Source organism: Rubinisphaera italica, from assembly GCF_007859715.1.
Taxonomy (GTDB): Bacteria; Planctomycetota; Planctomycetia; order Planctomycetales; family Planctomycetaceae; genus Rubinisphaera; species Rubinisphaera italica.
The window spans coordinates 5645999-5665385 of the sequence record NZ_SJPG01000001.1; the positions used below are offsets into that span (position 1 = coordinate 5645999).

Sequence of the window (19387 nt, forward strand, 5' to 3'; positions counted from 1 at the left end):
ACCGAACAGAGGCAGGACAAATTATGTTTGTTCTCAACATGTACGCAAAGCTCTGATGGGAAATGACGAACTCTTTGTTATTTTTTAAAAATTATCAATTTCGTCATTTCCAGCCATGTCACGCCGTATTAGAGATGTGATGAAAACATGCCCTTAAGCTTGCCGGAAAATTCTCATGCTTTGGAAACATCTCAGCTGGACTTCGTTGCGGATTACACTGGAAGCGGAGCAGGATTGTCGTCTGCCTGCTTATAAAGGTTCGATGCTTCGGGGGGCGATGGGGCATCGGCTGCAGGAGCAGGCTTGCTGGTGGGCTGGGCGGGAGCGTTGTTCGGGGCATAGCTCTTCCGGGAACTGTCAACGACCCCATGCCTGTGCGTTTGGAGCCTTATGGGATTCGGCTCCCGGATTTCGGGGGGAACCTCCCAAGCCTTATGTCATTGTTCCACCGATTGGAGAAGCAGGTCAGCGGCTCGAGTATTCAGCCGGGGAGCAGATTTCCTGGGAAATTCTGCTCGTCGGGGAGGCCCGGCCATGGGCTCCGTGGTTGTTGAATTCCCTGCAGAACTGTTGGCACCTCGGTTCCGACCGTTCTGCCTGGCAAACCGTTCTCATTGAAATTGAAATGCGACTGGGAGAATTTGAGCCTTTACCAGCAGGTTGCTCGCCCGACTACTGGCCTGTGATTGAAGCCGACCAAATTCAGGAAACGAGTTCTTACAGTCCACAGGCGGAATTGAATTTCCTGACGCCAGTCGACATCAAAACCAAAGGTCGTCGCGATCAACCCCTGACTGGTTATGAATTCGCCTCCCGGGCAGTGGGACGGGTGGTCGATCTTGTTGCCTCCTATTGTAGTGACATTTCTGCGGAAGAGATTCAATTGGCTCGTCAACTGGCCGTCCCCGTCCAGTTGGGAGATGAATCGCTGGATCGGGAAGAGTGGCAGCGGTTCAGTTCCACGCACGGCACCCATCGTCTGACCGGATTATCGGGCCAGGTGATCTTAAAAAACATTTCGCCAGAGCTTTGGGTCTACCTGCAGTTGGGACAATTCATTCATATCGGCAAGGGGGCCAGTTTTGGGCAGGGGCGATACCTTTTACATCCGCTGGAAAAGCCTGATCGTGACGAGTTCAGCAGTGAGTCATTCACCCCGAGCCTCGCTTCTTACCCAGAGTGACGGAAAAACCCCGCATTGGCGCGCAAAAGTGAGTCAAAAAGGGGGAGGTTCTGACATTTTTATAAGTAATTGACAGGAAACAGGTTATGAAAACGGAATGTGGAATTTTTGAGTTTGGCACGGAATTTGGGTTGATTTTTTCGGGAGGGTCTGACATTATGCCCTTGCAAGTGCTTACGTGGCATGGATTTAAAATGACCGCCGTTGCATGAGCTGTTGCCCGCTTGAGGGCTTTGAAACTTGAGTTCACTAGGCCAAACGATGGGGGAGCCATCGTTGCATGAGCTGTTGCCCGCTTGAGGGCTTTGAAACTTCATCTCATCTCTCCTAAAGAGAATAGAACCTCCCCCGTTGCATGAGCTGTTGCCCGCTTGAGGGCTTTGAAACTGACTTCCGGAGTTATCTACCGCTGGAAGGTTAATAATGTTGCATGAGCTGTTGCCCGCTTGAGGGCTTTGAAACGGTTGTACCACTTGCCGTTTAACTCCTGATCCACAGTTGCATGAGCTGTTGCCCGCTTGAGGGCTTTGAAACATTGCACGGAACCAACTCGTCGGCCTCTTCGATCTTGTTGCATGAGCTGTTGCCCGCTTGAGGGCTTTGAAACGACCCGTACTGGCCTCCACATCATGCACAACCCCAGTTGCATGAGCTGTTGCCCGCTTGAGGGCTTTGAAACTTCATGACCTAACGATAACTTTAGCTATCATAATCTAGGTTGCATGAGCTGTTGCCCGCTTGAGGGCTTTGAAACTTCTTGTCCTGACTTCGTCGCGCAGCTTCTCGGGCTGGTTGCATGAGCTGTTGCCCGCTTGAGGGCTTTGAAACGTCGGAACCAGCAGCACGTGGCCGGGGCCTGGAACCGAGGTTGCATGAGCTGTTGCCCGCTTGAGGGCTTTGAAACATCGATCAACCTTCTTCTGGCTCCGCCAGTTGCCGATGTTGCATGAGCTGTTGCCCGCTTGAGGGCTTTGAAACATCCAATACAACCAGACCGACATAACGCCTACCATTGGGTTGCATGAGCTGTTGCCCGCTTGAGGGCTTTGAAACTCGCCTATACATAATTTTTCTCCTTGCTCCATCGTTGCATGAGCTGTTGCCCGCTTGAGGGCTTTGAAACTTCGCCGTCACCTCCACATCTTGTGAGGTAGCGGCTTGTTGCATGAGCTGTTGCCCGCTTGAGGGCTTTGAAACTTTTTCCCCTTCCACACCGCAACTGAGCACTGCGTTGTTGCATGAGCTGTTGCCCGCTTGAGGGCTTTGAAACTTGATGAACTGAAGGCCTCGGTTGTCCTTCTCGGATTGTGTTGCATGAAGCGTAGCCCGCCTGAGGGTTTTGTTGGGATGAAGAATCTGTGAAGAGTCGTCGTGCAATCTTTGGGAAATTGAAATCATTCTCACCCGCACACTTGATCATCTGTTAAGTAGAGGTCTAGAATCAAATTGTCTCTGCTGTCGGCTCATGTCGCAGAGATCTGTTGCTGGATTGTCTCGCTGGAGTACCTCACGCTGAAGGAGATCTCGTGGAAACATTCGTCTGGTTCACACAGGCAGACCGCTTCGCTCTTGCCGAAAAGTTTCAACAGTTACAACTCCAGGAATGCTGGAAGAACGTGGAACCCAGGCTGGCAGAATTGAACTCCGACAGTGAAAAAGATCTGGTCAAAGAACTGCAGGAAATCCTGATCTCCTTCCTGAATACGGATCAAGCCGAACGCAGTTTGCAGGCCTTCACATTCCAACTGACAAGAACCCGCTGGCGTCGGATCAAAGCGTCGATCCGGCTGGGACTGATCGAAAAACAAAAACCGGAGAACCCATCTCTCCCTGAACATCTTTCAGATGAGTTTATTAATACAGAGATTGAAAAACTGGCGATGAAAATCAGTTACCAGGCCCACACCAATTCCGAGCAGGAACGGGAAGAAATCATCCGGGAATCTCCTGGCATCGTCTATGAGGCATATTACGATTTTCTTCAGACTATGCCGTTCGAACCCTTTGCAAAGAAGATTCTCTTCAATGCAACAGTTGATCGATTTCGAGAGGCCGGGAAACTGTTATCATGCGATCCCGGTATGTTTCAGAATCGTCCACAACCCGAATCCAAAATTTCTCCACTGGAGTTGATGCGGGAAGCATTGTTACTTCTCCGTCAGCGAGACGTTTATTCCCGGCTGGTTCCTCGAACCATTGACCGAATCGATCACTATTGTCTGTTTACTATCGAACTTCGCCTGCGCTGGTTGCAGAAAATGCAGGACTATTATGAACCTGAGGAACTGGCGAAGCAGGAACTGTTGAGCTGGGAACGCTATGAACGGATCCGCCGCATTCATGCCGGCTGGCCCAATGCGGAAGAACTCTGGGAATTTCTGAGGACTCATCCCGAGCTGGATCAGATCCTCAATCGCCATGCCAGTATTCCGGAATTTGTAGCGGAAGCCTATCCCAATGCCTGCAAGCCTCATGTCGACTGGAATCATCATGTTCGCAAGTCGCGGGAGATTGTCAGGAATTCAATTGGCTATGGTAACTGGGAACAGTATTTTGCCAATATCTTCCGCACGAACCCAAAAGTACAAGTGGTTTCAGGAATTGAATGAATTACGGAGAATGAATTTTCAAGAGCATTTTTTGGACAGGACGTCGTATGATTAAGAGCCTCACTTGGAAATTGGAAAGAGGATGGGAGGATCAAATGGTGCCGGATTCACTACTACAAAATTGGGTGGTGGATTTGAAGACGGCACTGGATCGGCCTGAAATCAAACCGGAATTACTGATCCTCAGCGGACAGGTTTATCGGGCCAGCTTACTCAATTCGACAGCAGAGAATCACCAGACGTTATTAAATGAGGCCTCCAACCGAATCCAACAGACAGCGGGATTCATCGATCAAGCCTGGTTGAGTTATCGCCCGTCAGAGAACTGGTATCAGGATGTTTCCCTCTTCTATGAACAGGTTGATCGGGGCCGAATTGATTCACTCAGACAAACCTATGAAGCCCAGCGACTGGTCGAGTCGCTGGATGCTGCTGAATTGGTGTGGGCCTGGTCGGAAGAACTGGAACAGCTTCAAGCCGACTGGCGGGAGCAGTTGGATGAAGCAGCCGACTGGTTAATCCATCACGCTTCAGTCTTTGGGCCGGTGAGCAGTCTGGCAAAAGTTTGGACGCCAGAAGACGAGTTTGCTCTGCAGTTCCTCCCTGCGAATTGGTCTGCCACATTGCAGAAGTACACGGCTTTGTTGAAAGTCCTTGAGGATGAGGAACAGACTCCTCCTGCAAATATGAACTTTGAGCCGTTTACGCTGACTACTCGGGACACGAGAAATCGCTGGCTGCCAGACGTACCAAAACCAGAACGGCTGGCAGCGGCGGGAGGAAATCGTCGAAAAAAACTGCCACTTCTGATTTGGCGATCTGATTTCGGACAGGCTGTTATAGATATTCCTGCAGAGCCGCATGCAGATCAGCCTGTGCTCATGCTCCTCAAAGACACTCATCACCAGCCACTCTCAGGCGTAAGTATTGTTCTGGCTGGTTTGAGAGGTCTGTCTGATAATCAGGGGATCGTCCAGTTTCTCTATGAAGAGATCTACGATATCCAAACGTGGATTGACCTTTTATATGTAGATGGTCGACCCTGGAATGCGGAATTTGATATTGTTCAGTTCCAGCAGATTTTCGCCGAATGAATTCCTGTTTGAGATTGGCGAATCGAACTGGACTAAGACAGAACGATTATGTTTCGCATCGATGATCAAATTCTAAAAGATGCTGCCCAAGCGGATGCAGAGAATTGTCAGACCTGCTTTGAGTTAGTCAACCGCTTCGGTGAACTTGCTCGAACCATGATGACCCCGCGTGCTCTTCACAATGCCGGGCTTTTTTATTCGGAGACGTTACTCAATCCGCAAGAAGCGATTCGGCTTTCACAGCCACTGCCTCTGCCAGCGAAGTGTGGAAGCTGCTCGGTTTTATGTGCAATGAATGCTGAGAACATCAATTCCCCTCTCAGTCCGGGAATTGCGCTGCCTCTGAGATGGCAACGCTCCGATGAACAGACGGAACGATTATCCAGACTGCTTCCTGATCGACTGGTGAGTATCTCGAGTGAGGTTCTCGAAAAAATGTATACTTGCAGTACAGATCTTTCAGAGTCTCCTGAGGATTGGTGTCTCACGCTCGGTGTTGATTATCCGGAGGCGTACGATCTCTCTGGATTGGAGGATTGCGAATTCGCATCCAGTTGGGCTGCGCTGGCAGCCGCTTGGATTCTCGCGATTCGGGGTGGAACTCCCGATCGAACCGTCGGAATCAGTGCTGCCTGGAATGAACAGCAGGGATTTATAGAAGTCGGAGGATTGAAAGAGAAGGCACTGGCTGCAACGCGAGCAGGCATCAGAACGCTGTATGTCGCTCCTGGGCAAGTTCCTACAGGTCATAAAACCCTTGGCATTGAGTTGATCGAATTACCTGCTCAGTTTATTAATCCCTATCTCTCACTCAAGCCGGTTTTAAGAAGAATGTTTGTCGTACCTGACAGGGAGGCATCCTTAACGGATCATTCCTATTACTACTGGTTTCTTAAGAAGACACTCAGTGATGATGAGTCTGCGGATACTTATTATCGAACTTGCATGTTATCGCAAATTGTCAATGAGTGTCGAGATCAGTTGAAATTAAATACCGTTGGGAATTTCCGGTTGATCACAGTAGCTAGCCGAAATGAAGAACTCGCGGAATTGATCGTCAGGATTCTTCTCCCCAACGAGTGCTTATTACTGTCCAGCAGAGAAACTAGATCGTCTGCTGAAAAGCTGCGGAGAATCATTGAAGAGGATATTCCTGACTGCCATCGCGTTATCATTCACGAAATCGACAGCACTCCTGATCATCCCCAGCAATATGTGAATGCCCAGCAAGTCCTTCAGGATTATTGTCATGATGAAGAGGTGATCATCGATCTGACCACTGGGACAAAATCAATCACCGTCGGATTGACTCATTTTGCCATGATCCACAACTGCCGCAGTTTTCTACTTCAATGCGAATACGATCACGACCAGATCATTCATGGAACGGAAAAGGGAGTCCTGCTACCTGCAAATAAAATTGATTGGTCAAATTCATAAATTTTCGTCATTTCGAAGCGAATGAAACCGTATAGCGGTAGTGATGACTTCTTGGGCCACCAACTGTTTCAAATTGATTTCATCATTCGATCCCCACTATCACACTGATTTCGAAAGTCAGCGACTTATGTTATTGTCCAGTCTCCCGATAGCGATGATTTCAGTGGAATTTTTGGCCTTAGTCATCTTACGAGTTATTTTGATTCCGCTTGTCGTTTTCCTGTTATTACAGGCCAGCGCTCCCCATTGGATTACTAAATGGGGCCGTTTTTTCTGGCTGGGAAAAACGTTTACCTGGAGTCGGAGAGTTCAGGATCTGGTGACCAGCGGATCTTTGCTGAGTATTGGTGTGCTCGGTTTAGTCTTGGGGTTTGTGGGTACGCTTTATCCTGTTTCGGAAGAAGAAAACTCTCTTCAGGCAACTCCATTAGAAAACCCGGTTGATGAACCGCTCAAATCATCTGCAATAGAAAATGCGCTCTATGAGACGATTCAGATCCTGACATTTGATGGCTCTATTGATGTCAAAAACATTTATCAAATACTAGCTGCTGATTGTGCAGTCGCACTGGCATTCATAATTGCCCTTGAACTGATTCGCAAACTTTTTCGAGACACCTTCTTATCGGCGATGTTTTTCATCCCGAAATATCGACGCACAATTATCTGTGGATTGGGTAGAATAGGTCGGCAGGTGATGGAAGATCTGGGGGGAAATTGCTGGTTGATTATCGTAGAACCAGATCCAGACAATCCCTCACTCGAACGAGCAAGAGAGTTGGGAGCGACGATCATCACAGGAGATGCCCGATCAGAAAAGCTACTCCGCTGGATTGGAGCTCATCACGCTGATCAGATCTATTTCGTGACAGGTAATGATGAGGCGAATGCTGAAACAATACTGGATGTTGCGAATCTGGTTCTCCAAAAGAAAAGCGGTAAAAAGCGGTCCGCACCCAAGTGCTTTTTACAGATGGGAACCTCAAGTCTTATTCAAATGATACGAGATTCACCCGCAATTAAAGATTCCGGCATTCGCTCGGAACTGGTCGTGTTTGACGCTCTTGATAATGCAGCCAAGCAGTTAGTTTTGGAAATGCTACCTGACTATCGCCCCGCTCCCGATCAGGTCGCCCACTTTGTGATTTGGGGGTTTGGTCCTATGGGGCAAAAACTTGCCCTTTCCCTGGCCGAATTTGCTCATTTTGACAATCTGAAACGGTCGCGAATGACCATTCTTTATCAACCTGATGAACAGTCGTTTGTCGATACATTTCGAGAGGAGTATCCAAATTTTGCTCCCGATCCGGTCCAACTCAAAGACCATGAACTGGATGGCTGGAACTGGCCTGTTGAAGCAGATGAGTGGGGCAGTCAGCATTTGCGCCCCTCGCGAAAATTCACGGAAGGCTCTGTTGTTGAGTATTGTGTAAATGCTGCATTTATTGAACAACCTGACTCATTGAGTAACCAGTCATTACAGGATCATCTCAATACACTCTCCGATGATTCGGCGACTTTTCCGATATTGATGATCTGCTCAGAGGATGATCGGGAAAATGCAATGATGGCAGAGAGAATCCATCAATTGTTTAAACAGAACCAAACTCAAATGCCTGTTTTTGTCTGGATCCCCGTTCAACCAAAGCTGGCCGAAATGATCGCCTCGCTAACAGCGAATGAGCCTTACAACCACAGACTGATTCCTTTTGGGCAATCGCATGAATGCTGTTCACTCAAAAGAATTGATCAACGGCTACGTGAAGATTTGGCCAAGGTGATTTCCGCTGCTTATGATATCAAAAATGCAAATTCATCAGATAATGTTGCTCGATTAAATGATAAAGATAATTATCAGTTTTACTGGTCAAATATAAGTGCTGCCTGCCACGCTCCATTCAAACTGGCTACAGTCGGATTGGAAGTGATGCCAAGTTCTACTGCTAAGAATACCAACAGACTTCAATTATCGAAAAATGAGACAGCAGAATTGCAAATTGATCAAAACATGGAAAGCACTATCGCGGCTATGGAGCATCACCGCTGGATGGCTGAGCGATTGCTTTCAAATTGGCAGTTTGAAGCAGTGCCTGATGGAGTTGACCCCTATCCTGATGAAGAAAATGAAATTGCCAAAGATCGATGGGATAATTATAAATCAGAAATGACTCGACGACGCAGGCGGCATCAATTCCTCCCCTTTGATCAACTTCACCCAAAAGATGAAGCCAAAGATAAAGATCAGATCTCTACAATAATCCGTTTGTGCTCAGGACATTACGAAGATAAATTTACCTCAGAGCCAATATGTCTCGTTCGGAAGGAATCGTTGAACGCATAACTTGGCAATGAGTGATACTAATTTCAGTTTATGGAGCAGTTCACAGATTTCTTAAATCCTCACCGCGCTGTTTCAGAATGTCATGGGCAAGGTGATTGATGCCATAGCCGCTGGGGATTAGAATATACGGCTTGTCAACTTCTCGACAATACTGCCTGACTCCTTCAGAGTGACCGTGCCCAACCAGTTTGATGAGGACCAGAACCAGAGTCACTTCGGGATCTTGAACAATGGGCTGATATTGGATCGCTGGGGAATGTACGACCGCCTCCTTCCAGACAAATTCCTGCAGTTGGAATGCCTCTCTGATTTTTTCTTCAGTGAGAGGTCTGGGAGATCCGCCAACCATTACGACTTTGCGACCTCGAAGAAGTTGAGCCACGACCTCGACTTCCTCTGAATATTCGGGTGGACTGGATTCAATCTTCTCGTATTCACAATTGCTGAGATACCGGTGGATTTCCGATAAGACTCTCTGAAGATTAATAGACTCTGACAGATGCTCTGGAATCGAATCAATATGCCCTATTAGTGATTCACGGAGTTGTTTATGGCTGGGTGGAATATGTTCATCTTCAAGTAGGTGATCAATTTCCTGGGCCACATTCTCCCAGGCTGCAGAAATTTCACAGGCATCATGCCCGACGACTGCAAATTCCTTCTCGATGCGACTCAGCACCAATGCGATGCGTTGGGGTTTGCGAATTTTCTCGAAGAAGCTTTCGATTTTTTGCTTGATCTTTGGTAATTGTGAAATTTGGGCAGGGTCTTGAATTCTCATATGACGGCCAATGTAAAAATTACTGGCTGAGGCATTTCGTTCAACCCATCGAAAAGCAGCCATTTGCTCGGGGTCATCGAGCACCCCCGCCTTCTTCTGAATCTGCTGCAATACAGACTGAGCCGTGGCTAGATACTGCATTCCTTTTCTAACTTGCTCCTCTTGTGCTTTTTTGTCTTGTGTCTCCTGACGCAAAATGTGCAGTAAAAACTCGGCAATGAGTCCAGTTAATTCCAGGCACATGGCAACTCGTGGAGATCCATTCTCCTGATTGTCTGTAGAAGTTTCCCATTTCACCCGAGCCTGGCACTGATCTCGCAACACTTCAAGTTGTGCCAGTTCAAAAGGATCTTCTTGAGCCGCGTCTTCCTTATTTTGACTCTCATTGTGTGGATGCCCATTGCCATTGGAGGTATTGACCTTCTGGTTGTGATTTCCAAAATGCAGTTCGCGAACCATGTCAGCTACTGAGGAATTGTCTCGCCATTTCTCTTTCGGCTGAATCTGACCTCGAGTAACTTGCAAGGTAATGATTAATCCATATCGATCATTAACACGCATCGCGCGTTCTAATGATTCCGGGGCATTGAAATCTCCATCCCGAGTATCGAGCAGCAGTTGCCAGAAGTCTCTCAAAACACGAATTTCATCGCATTCAAAAATCAGACGGCTCTCTTGATCAGACTCCCATTGAGATCTCAATCTGGCCGCATGCAATTGCAATTCTTCAAGGGGAACGGGATCCATTTCTGTCTGAAGATCCAGAATCGAGTCCAGAGTCTCCAGGATTTGACGTCGTTCCGATTGCTCTTCTTTTTTGCGACGATTGCAGGTTTCGATCCCTTGTGTCAATGCCCTGATCCAATTCTTTAAATCCAGACGATCCTCTTCATCGGGTAAGAATTCCTGGAAGGACTCGGCTTCCTCCAACTCAGTAATGTAGAGCTGGAATTCATCACACCACTGATTCAGTTCACGTCGGCGCGATACAGAAACCAAACGTCCCTGTTCCCGCATTGCGTTCATTTCATCCTTGAAAGATTCTGCGATCGAGACTCCTTGCTGAAAGAGTTCACGCAGATGAAGCACAGATTCTTCCAACTGGTGTTTGAGTTGATCGGTGGAATAGAGCATAAGACGTCTCCGACGGTAATTCGTTTAGATTTCAAATCGCAACATGACATTGAGACTTTGATGATTCCGAAATGATTGACACTCGAAGTCGTGGTCCTCGAATTGTTCATTAATCATACGCATGGCTTTGCATGACAAAGCATGAAGTCAACAGGACATCACTTCTCGATCCGATATCCCAATGCTACAATCGCCTTCAGTACCTCAATAGCCGTATTCCGATCGTATTCTTTTTCGGATTCCGGCAGGTCGCTGTAAGAAACCAGACAAGGATTCTCTTTTTTGTCATCATCCCGTTTGGGACCGTAAGTCCAGCCGTCCTGGATACGCTGCCGTGCCCAAACGTCGTGGTTGTTTGCGGCAAGTTGTTCAAGCAGGTCCAATGTCTCTGCCGGGAGTTTGATATGGGATGTGTCGATGGGATCGGGCGTATAAGTTTTCATATTGATTTCTTTTCCTCTGGAGATGTGTATTTGAAGAGTTGGTCAGGTTGGCTTAATAATCCTGTGGGAGTAATTTTCATTTCATAACAGGCATTGAGAAGAGTTATCGCCTGGTCGTACATGACCTTAATAATATTGGAATGCCCACCTGTCAGTTCTACTGCCTTTTGGTAAGCGGCACCGGATGCCTCCCATTGTTGTTGAAGCAGGTATGCTTCACCGTGAGTTGCCGTGATCCAGAGGAGGTCATTTTCATGATTATATTGCCACATTTCGACAGTTTTCATCATATGCTCGGCGTCCTGCTGGACCTGTTTCAGTAAATTTGCGGATTCAGAATCCTTCCCAGGTTGTTTCAGACAGGCTGCTCTCAGAAACTTCATTGCCAACTGGTTGATTCGTGGATAATGACCGTGCGATTTCTCATAGGCCATGCGATAATAATTCTCCGCTTTTTCCAGTTCTGGAATCGCCGCAGTAGATGGCTTTGTTCCAATCAGTTTAACGGCTCGATTCTTATGCAACTTTCCGAACCGGCATAAAGTCTCTTCGCTTGCGGCTTCAAAATTGGATTTCGCCATCAATAACAACTCGTGAGCCTCTTGATCTTTACCCTGTTTTTCCAAGACAAGTGCCAGCTCGTCAATTAAGGGGATCGCATACGGATGTTCTTCTAGTCCCTTTTTCAGAACGGATTCTGAGTGTTCTAAAACTTGGGTGGATTTTGATTTCCACCAGCCATGAGCTTGAGCAACTACGTCTCGATAGGTGGGAATCGATATTTGACCAACTCCAACTCTCAGAGGAAGGAATCGTGCCGCGGCACATCCGGAGGAAACAAAAGCCCATTTCCGCTGGCTGGGTTCCAGATTGGAAAAGCGGACGGAATTCAGTCCGTATAATGCGAGAACAAAATTATATTCCTTCAACCAGAGGTGACTCCTTCCCCGGTAACTCAAATGATTCCCAGCATACATCCGCAATTGCAGTAGCAGCCATTGAAGGCGTTCTATTTGACTCGCATTGTCTGGCAGAGTTGGCCAGTTTCCTGTATCCCGCGCCTTTCGGGTCGCTTCATGGAGTTGATATTCGAACTCCACGACGGCTTGTGTGAAATCCTTTTCTCCAAAGATCTCTGGGATCACGCGAATCTTAAACTCGGTTTCCAGTTTGACGAAATCCCAGGCAATCAGATTATTGACCCCCATATCTCCATAATCGTACACAGCTGGCCATAACACACGATGACCAACCTTTCCGACGAGCACATTGCGACCATGCAAATCTCCGTGCGCACGCCCTCGTAGCATCGCGGGTACAATCTGCGATGCAGAATGATGACAGAGCAAAGATCGCATGAAGTAAGCAGGATCTCGGAAGTGAATATTCCACGACGTATGATCCAAATCGGCAGTCACTCCACATCGCAATTTCATACCGTCTCCCGTCGGATCTTCCCATCGTTTGAGATTCTGCAATAGATGCCGATCAAGCTGATCAGCTGCCAACGGTTCCTTCCATTCCTGAGGATCATCTTCATAGGAGTGCCGATAGAGCAAAGTCCCCAACCGCATATACAGCTGAAACATCAGAGTGGAGATAGAAGTCACATGTGGTTCTCCATAACAGACGGCTTTCAGCATCGCTGTTTCCAGCGGCAACGTCTCATCGACTCCAATCAACTGTTCGGCATCGGAATACACCAGGGCCGTCAATTCTCCCTCGGCGGGATGTCGCTGCAAATCCATCAAGACGATATCATGCTTCAAACCTGCTGGTTTGCACGATTGCCATGCATCCCACTCCTGCTTTAAAGTCGCCTCTGGACCCAGCTTAAGCACGCCCGGCGTAATCGCTCCCTGCCGTGTCACTTCCAGATGCAGTACCAGTTCACCATCCCGACGCCGAAAACCTTCGAAAATCTCCTGCACAATCAGCATATTGGCATCAGCAAACAAGTGAGTTAATTGCTGTCTGAGATTCTGCTGGAAGGTATCGAGATAACCAGAATCCCCCGCCAACTCCCGAGCAAATCGCTGAGTCAACTCCCGATCCGCTTTTCCTGAAAATGCGATATTGACCATTAGTCTTGATCCTGTATTCACTATTGCAAACGAGTTACCGGGAATAATCCAATTTTAAAAAGTGAGCTTCTATTAAGTTTTTCCCGCAAAGCATACTGCAGCGTAGCCTCTGTGCCGCCGCGTTTGTGAGTTCTCTGACCGTCCCACAAAGCAATCAACAGGTCGGAGTGATCGACGACATATCTTCCGACTGCTGCGTATTTGCTGTAGCCTGGTTTGGATGTTTTTTCGTCGGTTTCACTCGCCTCTGGCAATGAAAACCATTCCTGGGATTCTTCGAGCAGGCGGTGGAACTGGTGTAATTCCTGGTCGGCAAAATCCTGCGCGTATTGATCCAGCCGGAACGGGAGTGGAGCGATGAGTCGGCACTCGCGGGCCAGGCCCATTTCGGCGACCAATTGATCGGCTCCGGCTGCGAGCGGGGAAAGTAAATGGAGCGAGCGTCCATCGGCGATCTGTTCGGCATCATCGAACAGATTGTGCAGTCGCACTTTCAAATCGGGGATTTGATCGGGATGCAAATCACGATGACCGGTGACGCCAATCGTGAGCACGTTCCCTTCTCGTACACACGGCAACCGTCCCGTCTTCTGGAGCAGCAATGCAGAGGTCGGGCTGATCAATTGGCCGGCTTCGGTTTGTCCCTGCTGAATTTCTGCAGGAGTCACCCAGACATTTTGCGGGTTCCGCTCGATCAGTTGCTGAGATTCTTCCGTCAAGTGTCCGGCAAACAGTGTGGTTTGATAGGTGGTCTCCGTTTGTGCCCGCTGGGAAAACGCTCGATACTGGAGTCTTCCAATCGGGATCGGATCAATCTGAAATTGATCTGCCGCGAGTTCGAGCTCTTCGTTCGATTCCCGGATCGCACAATTCAGACTTGTTTCCTCGGCCCGTTGATGTCCTCCGACAAAGTGAAACGCTTTCCAGCCTGCGTTCCACTGAGCCAGATACTCCAGGCCACGAGCCGACCTGCGTTCGTAGAAGACGATGGCACCGATCGACTCCCTCATAACTTCCTCCCATTCGTGCAATACCCGCTCTGACTACAACAGCGGTTTCAATCAGCTAAGTTGTGCTTCCAGAACCGACAAGATTTCCTGAGCCGTCTGAGAAATCGGCTGCATGGAACTGACTTCACTCGATGTCAGCCAGACACCCTTGCCGGTGAACGATGACAAGTCGCCTTCGATCTGGAATACAAAGACTTCCCGGGAATATCGTTTCCACTGCCCGTCCCGATGACTTCGATGGCTGTAAGGTTGCAGCTCCAGTTCGACAGATTGCTCTGGAATTTCCGAGTCCTTTAACGGTCGCCCCAAACCTTCGGCTGCTGCACGGATGGCGGCCTGCTGTGCGGATTCACTGTTCTCATCGATAGTTCCCGAGGGACCGGACCAGGTACGAATTTTTGTCATCGGCAAAGAGAAGGCTCCCCAATTGTCATTCCAGGTGAGCAATGTGCGACCTTCACAGAGAATGACGGCGACGGAGAGATTGACTTCGGGATAACTGAATGGCTTAGACATGAATGGGCTTTCTCAATGAAATTTGATTGCAAGGTGGACGGGAAATTGTGAGGATAACAAGAGGAAGTCTTGCGTCCTGAGTCTCATCTTATCAGAATGAACGCAAGATATAATCAATTGGTTCACGAAATTAATCGAAGATTCTCAAATAAAATGCCAAGACCACCGCGACTCTCTCTCGATATGATGGAAACGCTCGTCATTCTTTTTGAATGCGAGGGGGATGCCTCGATGGCAGCTGACATGCTCGAGATCAATCAGCCGAGTATGAGCAAGCGGCTCGGGATCCTGCAGCACTCGAATCCTCTGGCTCGTTACCCCTGGCTGGAAAAGCAGGGGAAGTTGTGGGTGCTGACTCATGAGGGAGAACGGAACCTGCCAGCGATTCGCGATATTGTGCGAACGGCTCGGAACCTGCAGGAGGATCTTGATGAGCGTGTTGAACGGGCTCCCGATATTTCGATCGCCTGCGGTCAACTTGCAGTACAGACTTTTGTTCGGCACGCGTTACTGAAATTTCGTAAGCGAAATCCTGAACTCCGAATTCGGGTGAGCACTCCCCGCGGAGAAGAACGCATCCTGGGCGTTGCGACTGGTCATTACGATGTCGCTATTGTCACCCATGATGAGGCGGATATTCTCAATATCGCCAAGCGTCCGCTGCATGTCGAAAATCTGTTTGAAGATCCCTGGGTCGCCACCTGTAGCAATAAGGCCCCGAAAGAGATTCGTCAGAAATTTGAATCATTGCCCGGCAAAATCACATTCGCCGACCTCGTTGGCTTTCCGTTATTGCTTCCCGAGCCGGATGCAGGGATGAGAAAGAAATTTGACCGAGCCGTCATCGCGGCTGGACTTCAGGATAAGCTTTCTGTCCGCATGGAACTCGGCGGCTGGAATACTCTGCTCGAATTTGTCAAAGATGGCTGGGGGATCGGCATAGTCAGTCGTCAGTCCAGCTTGAATCAGAAATTGATGACCAAAGAGTTGCAAGCCGAAAAGGACTGGCAACCAGCAGCCGTCCGTTTGATCACACGCCCTATTGATGACGATCAAACGGAATCAACATCACTGCAAGAATTAACGGAACTCATTAAAGAGGCTTCTCCGAAGTAGTGCGTGGTTAGGAGTTCAAAGCAGTTCATGAACTACATCAATGATTTTCCGTTGAATGTCAAACCAAGTGTCCGGGGAACAATTCAAAGCTTTTTTCGCTTGGACTCGCAGTGATCAGTTCTATCCAGAGAAGCTTCAGCATTTCGCTTTAACGAAATTGATGAAGCTCAACCCTCGAAGGTCAGTGGTTCAATTCGCTGCCGTTTATGAGCAAGATCTCTAAATTATGAATGTGATGCAGTCTACCGTATCATAAGGTCCATTAAGGTGGACTGGACGGGGTTTCAGCCATATCGGCAATTCTTTAAAATATTTCCCATTCGTAAATTATTGGGCTGCACAATTCTTTTTTGTTTCTGTATAGTTGGATTGGGCAGCAAGATGATCGCCCGTGACAAAACCAGGGATGGCCCGCGTTTCTCTCCTTAAGAAATCCCTCACTCAGGAGTCTCCCATGTCACCGGAATTGCTGACGTCTTCCCCTGCGCCCATCAAACTGGGACGCCCGCTTGAAAGAACTTCTTCCTTTGGATTTTCAAATCCGAATCCTCAGAGTTCTCCTCTTCAAACTTTGCATACACCCATTACTGAATATCGCGGTGATAGCCATCTTATTACCTTGGCTCCGACAGGCCGAGGCAAGGGAGTCTCTTCCATCGTACCGACGCTACTCGACTACCCTGGCTCAGTCATTGTGTTTGATCCAAAGGGCGAAAACTATCAAATCTCAGGTCGACGCAGAAAAGAAATGGGACAGCGGGTGATTGTACTGAACCCGTTCAATGTTCTGAGCGATGAGACCGACAGCCTCAATCCTCTCGATTTATTGCAGCTCGAAGGAGCAGACATCGAAAGTGATGCTCAGATGCTGGCTCAGATGTTCGCAGCTGGCAATCGCTTCAATCGAGACCCCTTCTGGGACAATTCAGCTTGTGGTGTTCTCTCGGGATTGATCGCTTATTTCGGCTCGAAACCAGATGATTCCACCCGCACAGTCAATGCGATCCACGAACAGTTTCATGCGGACGATGTGATTTATCAGCTGGCTGTGCTGTTGGATAATCACAAAGATGAGATGCCGCAGTTTGCTTATCGAGAACTCGCCGCATTTTTGCAGCATCCCGAAAAAGAGACGCGTCCGAGTGTGCAATCGACCGTGGCGTCTTACTTGAAATGTCTGGCAGGCGGGAAGGTTCCGGAAGTCTTGAAGCACTCGTCCTTCTCGCTACAGGATTTTGTGGATGGCGAGCCAATTTCCATTTTCATCATCATTCCTCCATCAAAACTGGTCAGTCATCGAAATCTGTTGAGACTGCTGATCGCGACACTGCTGGGGGCTGTATTGACACGGGAAAATCGTCCCGAACATGCGACGCTCTTTCTGCTGGATGAAGCGGCTCAGCTGGGACATTTTCCGCTCTTGGAACAGGCGATCACCCTCTGCCGGGGATATGGCCTGAAGGTCTGGAGTTTCTGGCAGGACCTGTCGCAATTGAAGGAGCATTATCCGGAGACCTGGAAATCGATTCTCAATAACTGTGACATCAAGCAGCTCTTCGGCATCTCGGGAATGTTCATGGCTCAGGAATGGTCGTCCATTTTGGAGCACGATCCCCATGATTTACTCAAGCTGGCTGATAACGAACACCTGTTGATCTTTCCCGATGGGACCGAAGAGATTCAGCAGAGGCTCAACTATCTATGCGATCCTGAATATGCAGGGCTGTTCGATGAGAATCCTCGATACAGCCATACCCGACGTATCCGGAAACGACCTGAATATCGAGGACGTAAACTCCCTCTTCCTGACCCCCCAGAAAAGGAACAAAACGATGACAACAAACAATCACTCTGAGGAAATCACGATCAAGGAAGAAGAAAATGACTTCCCGTTGCAGACTGTTTCGTTCGTGCGAATCGGCTCTGCTCATGCGGAGGCAAGCCCAGAAATCGAAAAGTCGCTGCAGCAGTTTCTATATCGTGTGCGGGACGATGTTGCAGTGATTTACGAGCCGGAGGCCATTGGACAGGACGTAGAAATTAAACGGATGTACTAATCCCTATTGAAACGAATTCTTTTGATTCAGGATTGACTCATGAATAAATATTCCTTCACTGAAAAGCTGCATCGCAAAAACATTTATACCTGCATCCTGGTTAAAGGCCAGCTTACGAATGAAAAAAATGGCTACTGCTATTTCGGAGTCTTTCTCAAAGACTTCGACAGCATTCGCTTGCACTTCGAAAGTCAAAAACCATTCAACCCCAAAGACTTCAACTGCATCGTCCTGGCGCGAGCAGAGGGAGAACCGACCGATGAAGTCCGGCATTTCATGAACCGAAAATTCAGCTTCGCCGAAGACAAAACCATTCTGGAAATTTCGCGGAAGACGCATGGCCCGAATAAGAATTGATTGAACTTTTATTTAGCCAGACTAATTAATCAATTTGCAAAGGTGGCAATAAATCTTTGCCATTCTTTCTTATTGACTTCATTCGATTGACAGCAATGTGCTGAATTCTTCTACTTGAATACTGAACAAGAGTTCGTGTGACATAATCTGCGGTTGTTCCTGGGTAATGTTTCATAAACACATGTTTTCGGTTTCAGGAAGAACTGATGGGTGAGTCTTTTCAATTGATGCGGCAGTGGCGGATTTTGCAGTTGCTTTCTGCGCGGCGGTATGGGATGACCGTCAAAGAGTTGGCGGACGAAGGGGAAGTGCACACGCGGACGATTGTGCGGGATTTGAATTTACTGAAAACGGTTGGCTTTCCGATTCACGAATCCGTCGGTTCGCATGGGCGGAAGCATTGGAAAATCAATTCCGAAGTCGGCATTGCTCAGTTGCAGTTTACACTTGAAGAGGCGGCTGCGTTGTACCTGGGGCGTCAGTTTCTGGAAGCCTTTGCGGGGACGCTGTTCTGGGCCGGCTCGCAGAGTGCGTTTCAGAAAATGCGAGCGGCTCTGAGTGATCAGACGATTGAGTATCTTGAAAAGCTGGCCGCGACAGTCCACTTGAGTGCACTCCAGCATGTCGATTATTCCGATCGAGCCGAGCTGATTGACGACTTGATGATGGCAGCCGAGGATCGCCGATTGACCGTCATCACTTATCAATCGCTGCGTTCGACCGAACCTGTCACGCTCTACGATCTTCATCCTTATGCGATTGTGTTTCACAAAGGAGCTCTCTATCTGATTGCGTGGTCGCTGCAGCACAAGCAGATCCGCACCTTCAAAATCGATCGCATTTCCGAAGTGGAAGTGCAATCCGGCCTGATGAAATTCAAACGCCCGCAGGATTTTCAACCCGAAGAGTTTCTCGCGAACTCTTTCGGCATCTTCAGTAATGACGACCCTCCCAGCACCGTGAGAGTCCGCTTCTCAAAAGATGTCGTTCGCATTCTCAATGAAAAGAAATTCCATCCGAGCCAGGAACTTGTCCCTCAATCCGATGGTTCGGTGATTGCCGCATACTCCCTCTCCACCTTCGAAGAATTCCGCTCCTGGCTCCTCAGCTTCGGCCGCCACGCCCGCGTGATTGAGCCTGCAGAATTGATTGAGCAGATTCGGGATGAGGTGGGGGTGATGAGTCAAATGTATCTGAATTCCGTTTCCAATAAATAATCGAC

The 19387-nt window shown here is 48.4% G+C and carries 15 protein-coding genes and 1 CRISPR repeat array; of the genes, 10 read left to right on the top strand and 5 right to left on the bottom strand.

Annotation, left to right across the window (positions count from 1 at the left end):
- The first annotated feature begins 175 nt into the window (after window positions 1-175).
- From cas6 to Pan54_RS21565, 5 genes are all read left to right on the top strand, one after another.
- Window positions 176-1183 (top strand): CRISPR system precrRNA processing endoribonuclease RAMP protein Cas6, encoded by a 1008-nt coding sequence (gene cas6 / locus Pan54_RS21545; RefSeq protein WP_146505519.1) that lies wholly within the window; start codon window positions 176-178, stop codon window positions 1181-1183.
- 203 nt (window positions 1184-1386) lie between these two features.
- Window positions 1387-2453: direct repeats of the CRISPR family, unit length 37 nt; unit sequence GTTGCATGAGCTGTTGCCCGCTTGAGGGCTTTGAAAC.
- 256 nt (window positions 2454-2709) lie between these two features.
- Window positions 2710-3792 carry a hypothetical protein gene (locus tag Pan54_RS21550; protein WP_146505520.1) on the top strand — a complete coding sequence of 361 codons (1083 nt, stop codon included), beginning with the start codon at window positions 2710-2712 and terminating at the stop codon, window positions 3790-3792.
- Window positions 3793-3887: 95 nt separating this feature from the next.
- Entirely contained in the window at window positions 3888-4886 is a 999-nt protein-coding gene (locus Pan54_RS21555) for a hypothetical protein (protein WP_146505521.1), read from the top strand.
- Between the two features lie 48 nt (window positions 4887-4934).
- Entirely contained in the window at window positions 4935-6326 is a 1392-nt protein-coding gene (locus Pan54_RS21560) for a hypothetical protein (protein ID WP_146505522.1), read from the top strand.
- A 163-nt stretch (window positions 6327-6489) separates the two neighbouring features.
- Window positions 6490-8667, top strand: a complete 2178-nt coding sequence (locus tag Pan54_RS21565; RefSeq protein ID WP_165441912.1) for an NAD(P)-binding protein — start codon at window positions 6490-6492, stop codon at window positions 8665-8667.
- A gap of 40 nt (window positions 8668-8707) precedes the next feature.
- On the opposite strand, the gene Pan54_RS21570 is transcribed toward Pan54_RS21565, so the two are convergent.
- The 5 genes from Pan54_RS21570 to Pan54_RS21590 all read right to left on the bottom strand — a co-directional run bounded on the left by Pan54_RS21570 (window position 8708) and on the right by Pan54_RS21590 (window position 14635).
- A complete protein-coding gene (locus tag Pan54_RS21570) occupies window positions 8708-10582 on the bottom strand; it encodes a hypothetical protein (RefSeq protein ID WP_146505524.1) in 1875 nt (624 codons plus the stop codon).
- Between the two features lie 158 nt (window positions 10583-10740).
- Window positions 10741-11025: a RyR domain-containing protein gene (locus Pan54_RS21575; RefSeq protein ID WP_146505525.1), complete on the bottom strand. Its 285-nt coding sequence runs from the start codon at window positions 11023-11025 to the stop codon at window positions 10741-10743.
- Window positions 11022-13109, bottom strand: a complete 2088-nt coding sequence (locus tag Pan54_RS21580; protein WP_146505526.1) for a tetratricopeptide repeat-containing protein — start codon at window positions 13107-13109, stop codon at window positions 11022-11024. Before Pan54_RS21580 ends, Pan54_RS21575 begins: the two co-directional genes overlap by 4 nt.
- A 20-nt stretch (window positions 13110-13129) precedes the next feature.
- Window positions 13130-14119 carry an NUDIX hydrolase gene (locus Pan54_RS21585; RefSeq protein ID WP_146505527.1) on the bottom strand — a complete coding sequence of 330 codons (990 nt, stop codon included), beginning with the start codon at window positions 14117-14119 and terminating at the stop codon, window positions 13130-13132.
- Window positions 14120-14170: 51 nt separating this feature from the next.
- The gene (locus Pan54_RS21590) at window positions 14171-14635 is read right to left on the bottom strand and encodes a hypothetical protein (RefSeq protein WP_146505528.1); all 465 of its coding nucleotides are present in this window, start codon (window positions 14633-14635) and stop codon (window positions 14171-14173) included.
- A 153-nt stretch (window positions 14636-14788) separates the two neighbouring features.
- Between Pan54_RS21590 and Pan54_RS21595 the strand changes: the two genes are divergently transcribed.
- The 5 genes from Pan54_RS21595 (at window position 14789) to Pan54_RS21615 (ending at window position 19382) form a co-directional block, all read left to right on the top strand.
- Window positions 14789-15751: a substrate-binding domain-containing protein gene (locus Pan54_RS21595; RefSeq protein WP_165441913.1), complete on the top strand. Its 963-nt coding sequence runs from the start codon at window positions 14789-14791 to the stop codon at window positions 15749-15751.
- 454 nt (window positions 15752-16205) lie between these two features.
- Window positions 16206-17606, top strand: a complete 1401-nt coding sequence (locus tag Pan54_RS21600; protein WP_165441914.1) for a type IV secretory system conjugative DNA transfer family protein — start codon at window positions 16206-16208, stop codon at window positions 17604-17606.
- Window positions 17584-17808, top strand: coding sequence for a hypothetical protein (locus tag Pan54_RS21605; protein WP_146505531.1), 225 nt, complete (start codon window positions 17584-17586; stop codon window positions 17806-17808). The genes Pan54_RS21600 and Pan54_RS21605 overlap by 23 nt, the downstream gene beginning before the upstream one ends.
- 39 nt (window positions 17809-17847) lie before the next feature.
- Window positions 17848-18165, top strand: a complete 318-nt coding sequence (locus Pan54_RS21610) for a hypothetical protein (protein WP_146505532.1) — start codon at window positions 17848-17850, stop codon at window positions 18163-18165.
- A gap of 206 nt (window positions 18166-18371) precedes the next feature.
- On the top strand, window positions 18372-19382 hold the full coding sequence (locus Pan54_RS21615; protein ID WP_146505533.1) for a helix-turn-helix transcriptional regulator: 1011 nt from the start codon (window positions 18372-18374) through the stop codon (window positions 19380-19382).
- Window positions 19383-19387 lie beyond the last annotated feature (5 nt).

Bases quoted from the DNA above. Each gene is read 5' to 3' on its own strand.
- cas6 (WP_146505519.1), top strand. From the start codon at position 176: ATGCTTTGGAAACATCTCAGCTGGACTTCGTTGCGGATTACACTGGAA.
- Pan54_RS21555 (WP_146505521.1), top strand. From the start codon at position 3,888: ATGGTGCCGGATTCACTACTACAAAATTGGGTGGTGGATTTGAAGACG.
- Pan54_RS21560 (WP_146505522.1), top strand. From the start codon at position 4,935: ATGTTTCGCATCGATGATCAAATTCTAAAAGATGCTGCCCAAGCGGAT.
- Pan54_RS21570 (WP_146505524.1), bottom strand. From the start codon at position 10,582: ATGCTCTATTCCACCGATCAACTCAAACACCAGTTGGAAGAATCTGTG.
- Pan54_RS21575 (WP_146505525.1), bottom strand. From the start codon at position 11,025: ATGAAAACTTATACGCCCGATCCCATCGACACATCCCATATCAAACTC.
- Pan54_RS21580 (WP_146505526.1), bottom strand. From the start codon at position 13,109: ATGGTCAATATCGCATTTTCAGGAAAAGCGGATCGGGAGTTGACTCAG.
- Pan54_RS21585 (WP_146505527.1), bottom strand. From the start codon at position 14,119: ATGAGGGAGTCGATCGGTGCCATCGTCTTCTACGAACGCAGGTCGGCT.
- Pan54_RS21590 (WP_146505528.1), bottom strand. From the start codon at position 14,635: ATGTCTAAGCCATTCAGTTATCCCGAAGTCAATCTCTCCGTCGCCGTC.
- Pan54_RS21595 (WP_165441913.1), top strand. From the start codon at position 14,789: ATGCCAAGACCACCGCGACTCTCTCTCGATATGATGGAAACGCTCGTC.
- Pan54_RS21600 (WP_165441914.1), top strand. From the start codon at position 16,206: ATGTCACCGGAATTGCTGACGTCTTCCCCTGCGCCCATCAAACTGGGA.
- Pan54_RS21605 (WP_146505531.1), top strand. From the start codon at position 17,584: ATGACAACAAACAATCACTCTGAGGAAATCACGATCAAGGAAGAAGAA.
- Pan54_RS21610 (WP_146505532.1), top strand. From the start codon at position 17,848: ATGAATAAATATTCCTTCACTGAAAAGCTGCATCGCAAAAACATTTAT.
- Pan54_RS21615 (WP_146505533.1), top strand. From the start codon at position 18,372: ATGGGTGAGTCTTTTCAATTGATGCGGCAGTGGCGGATTTTGCAGTTG.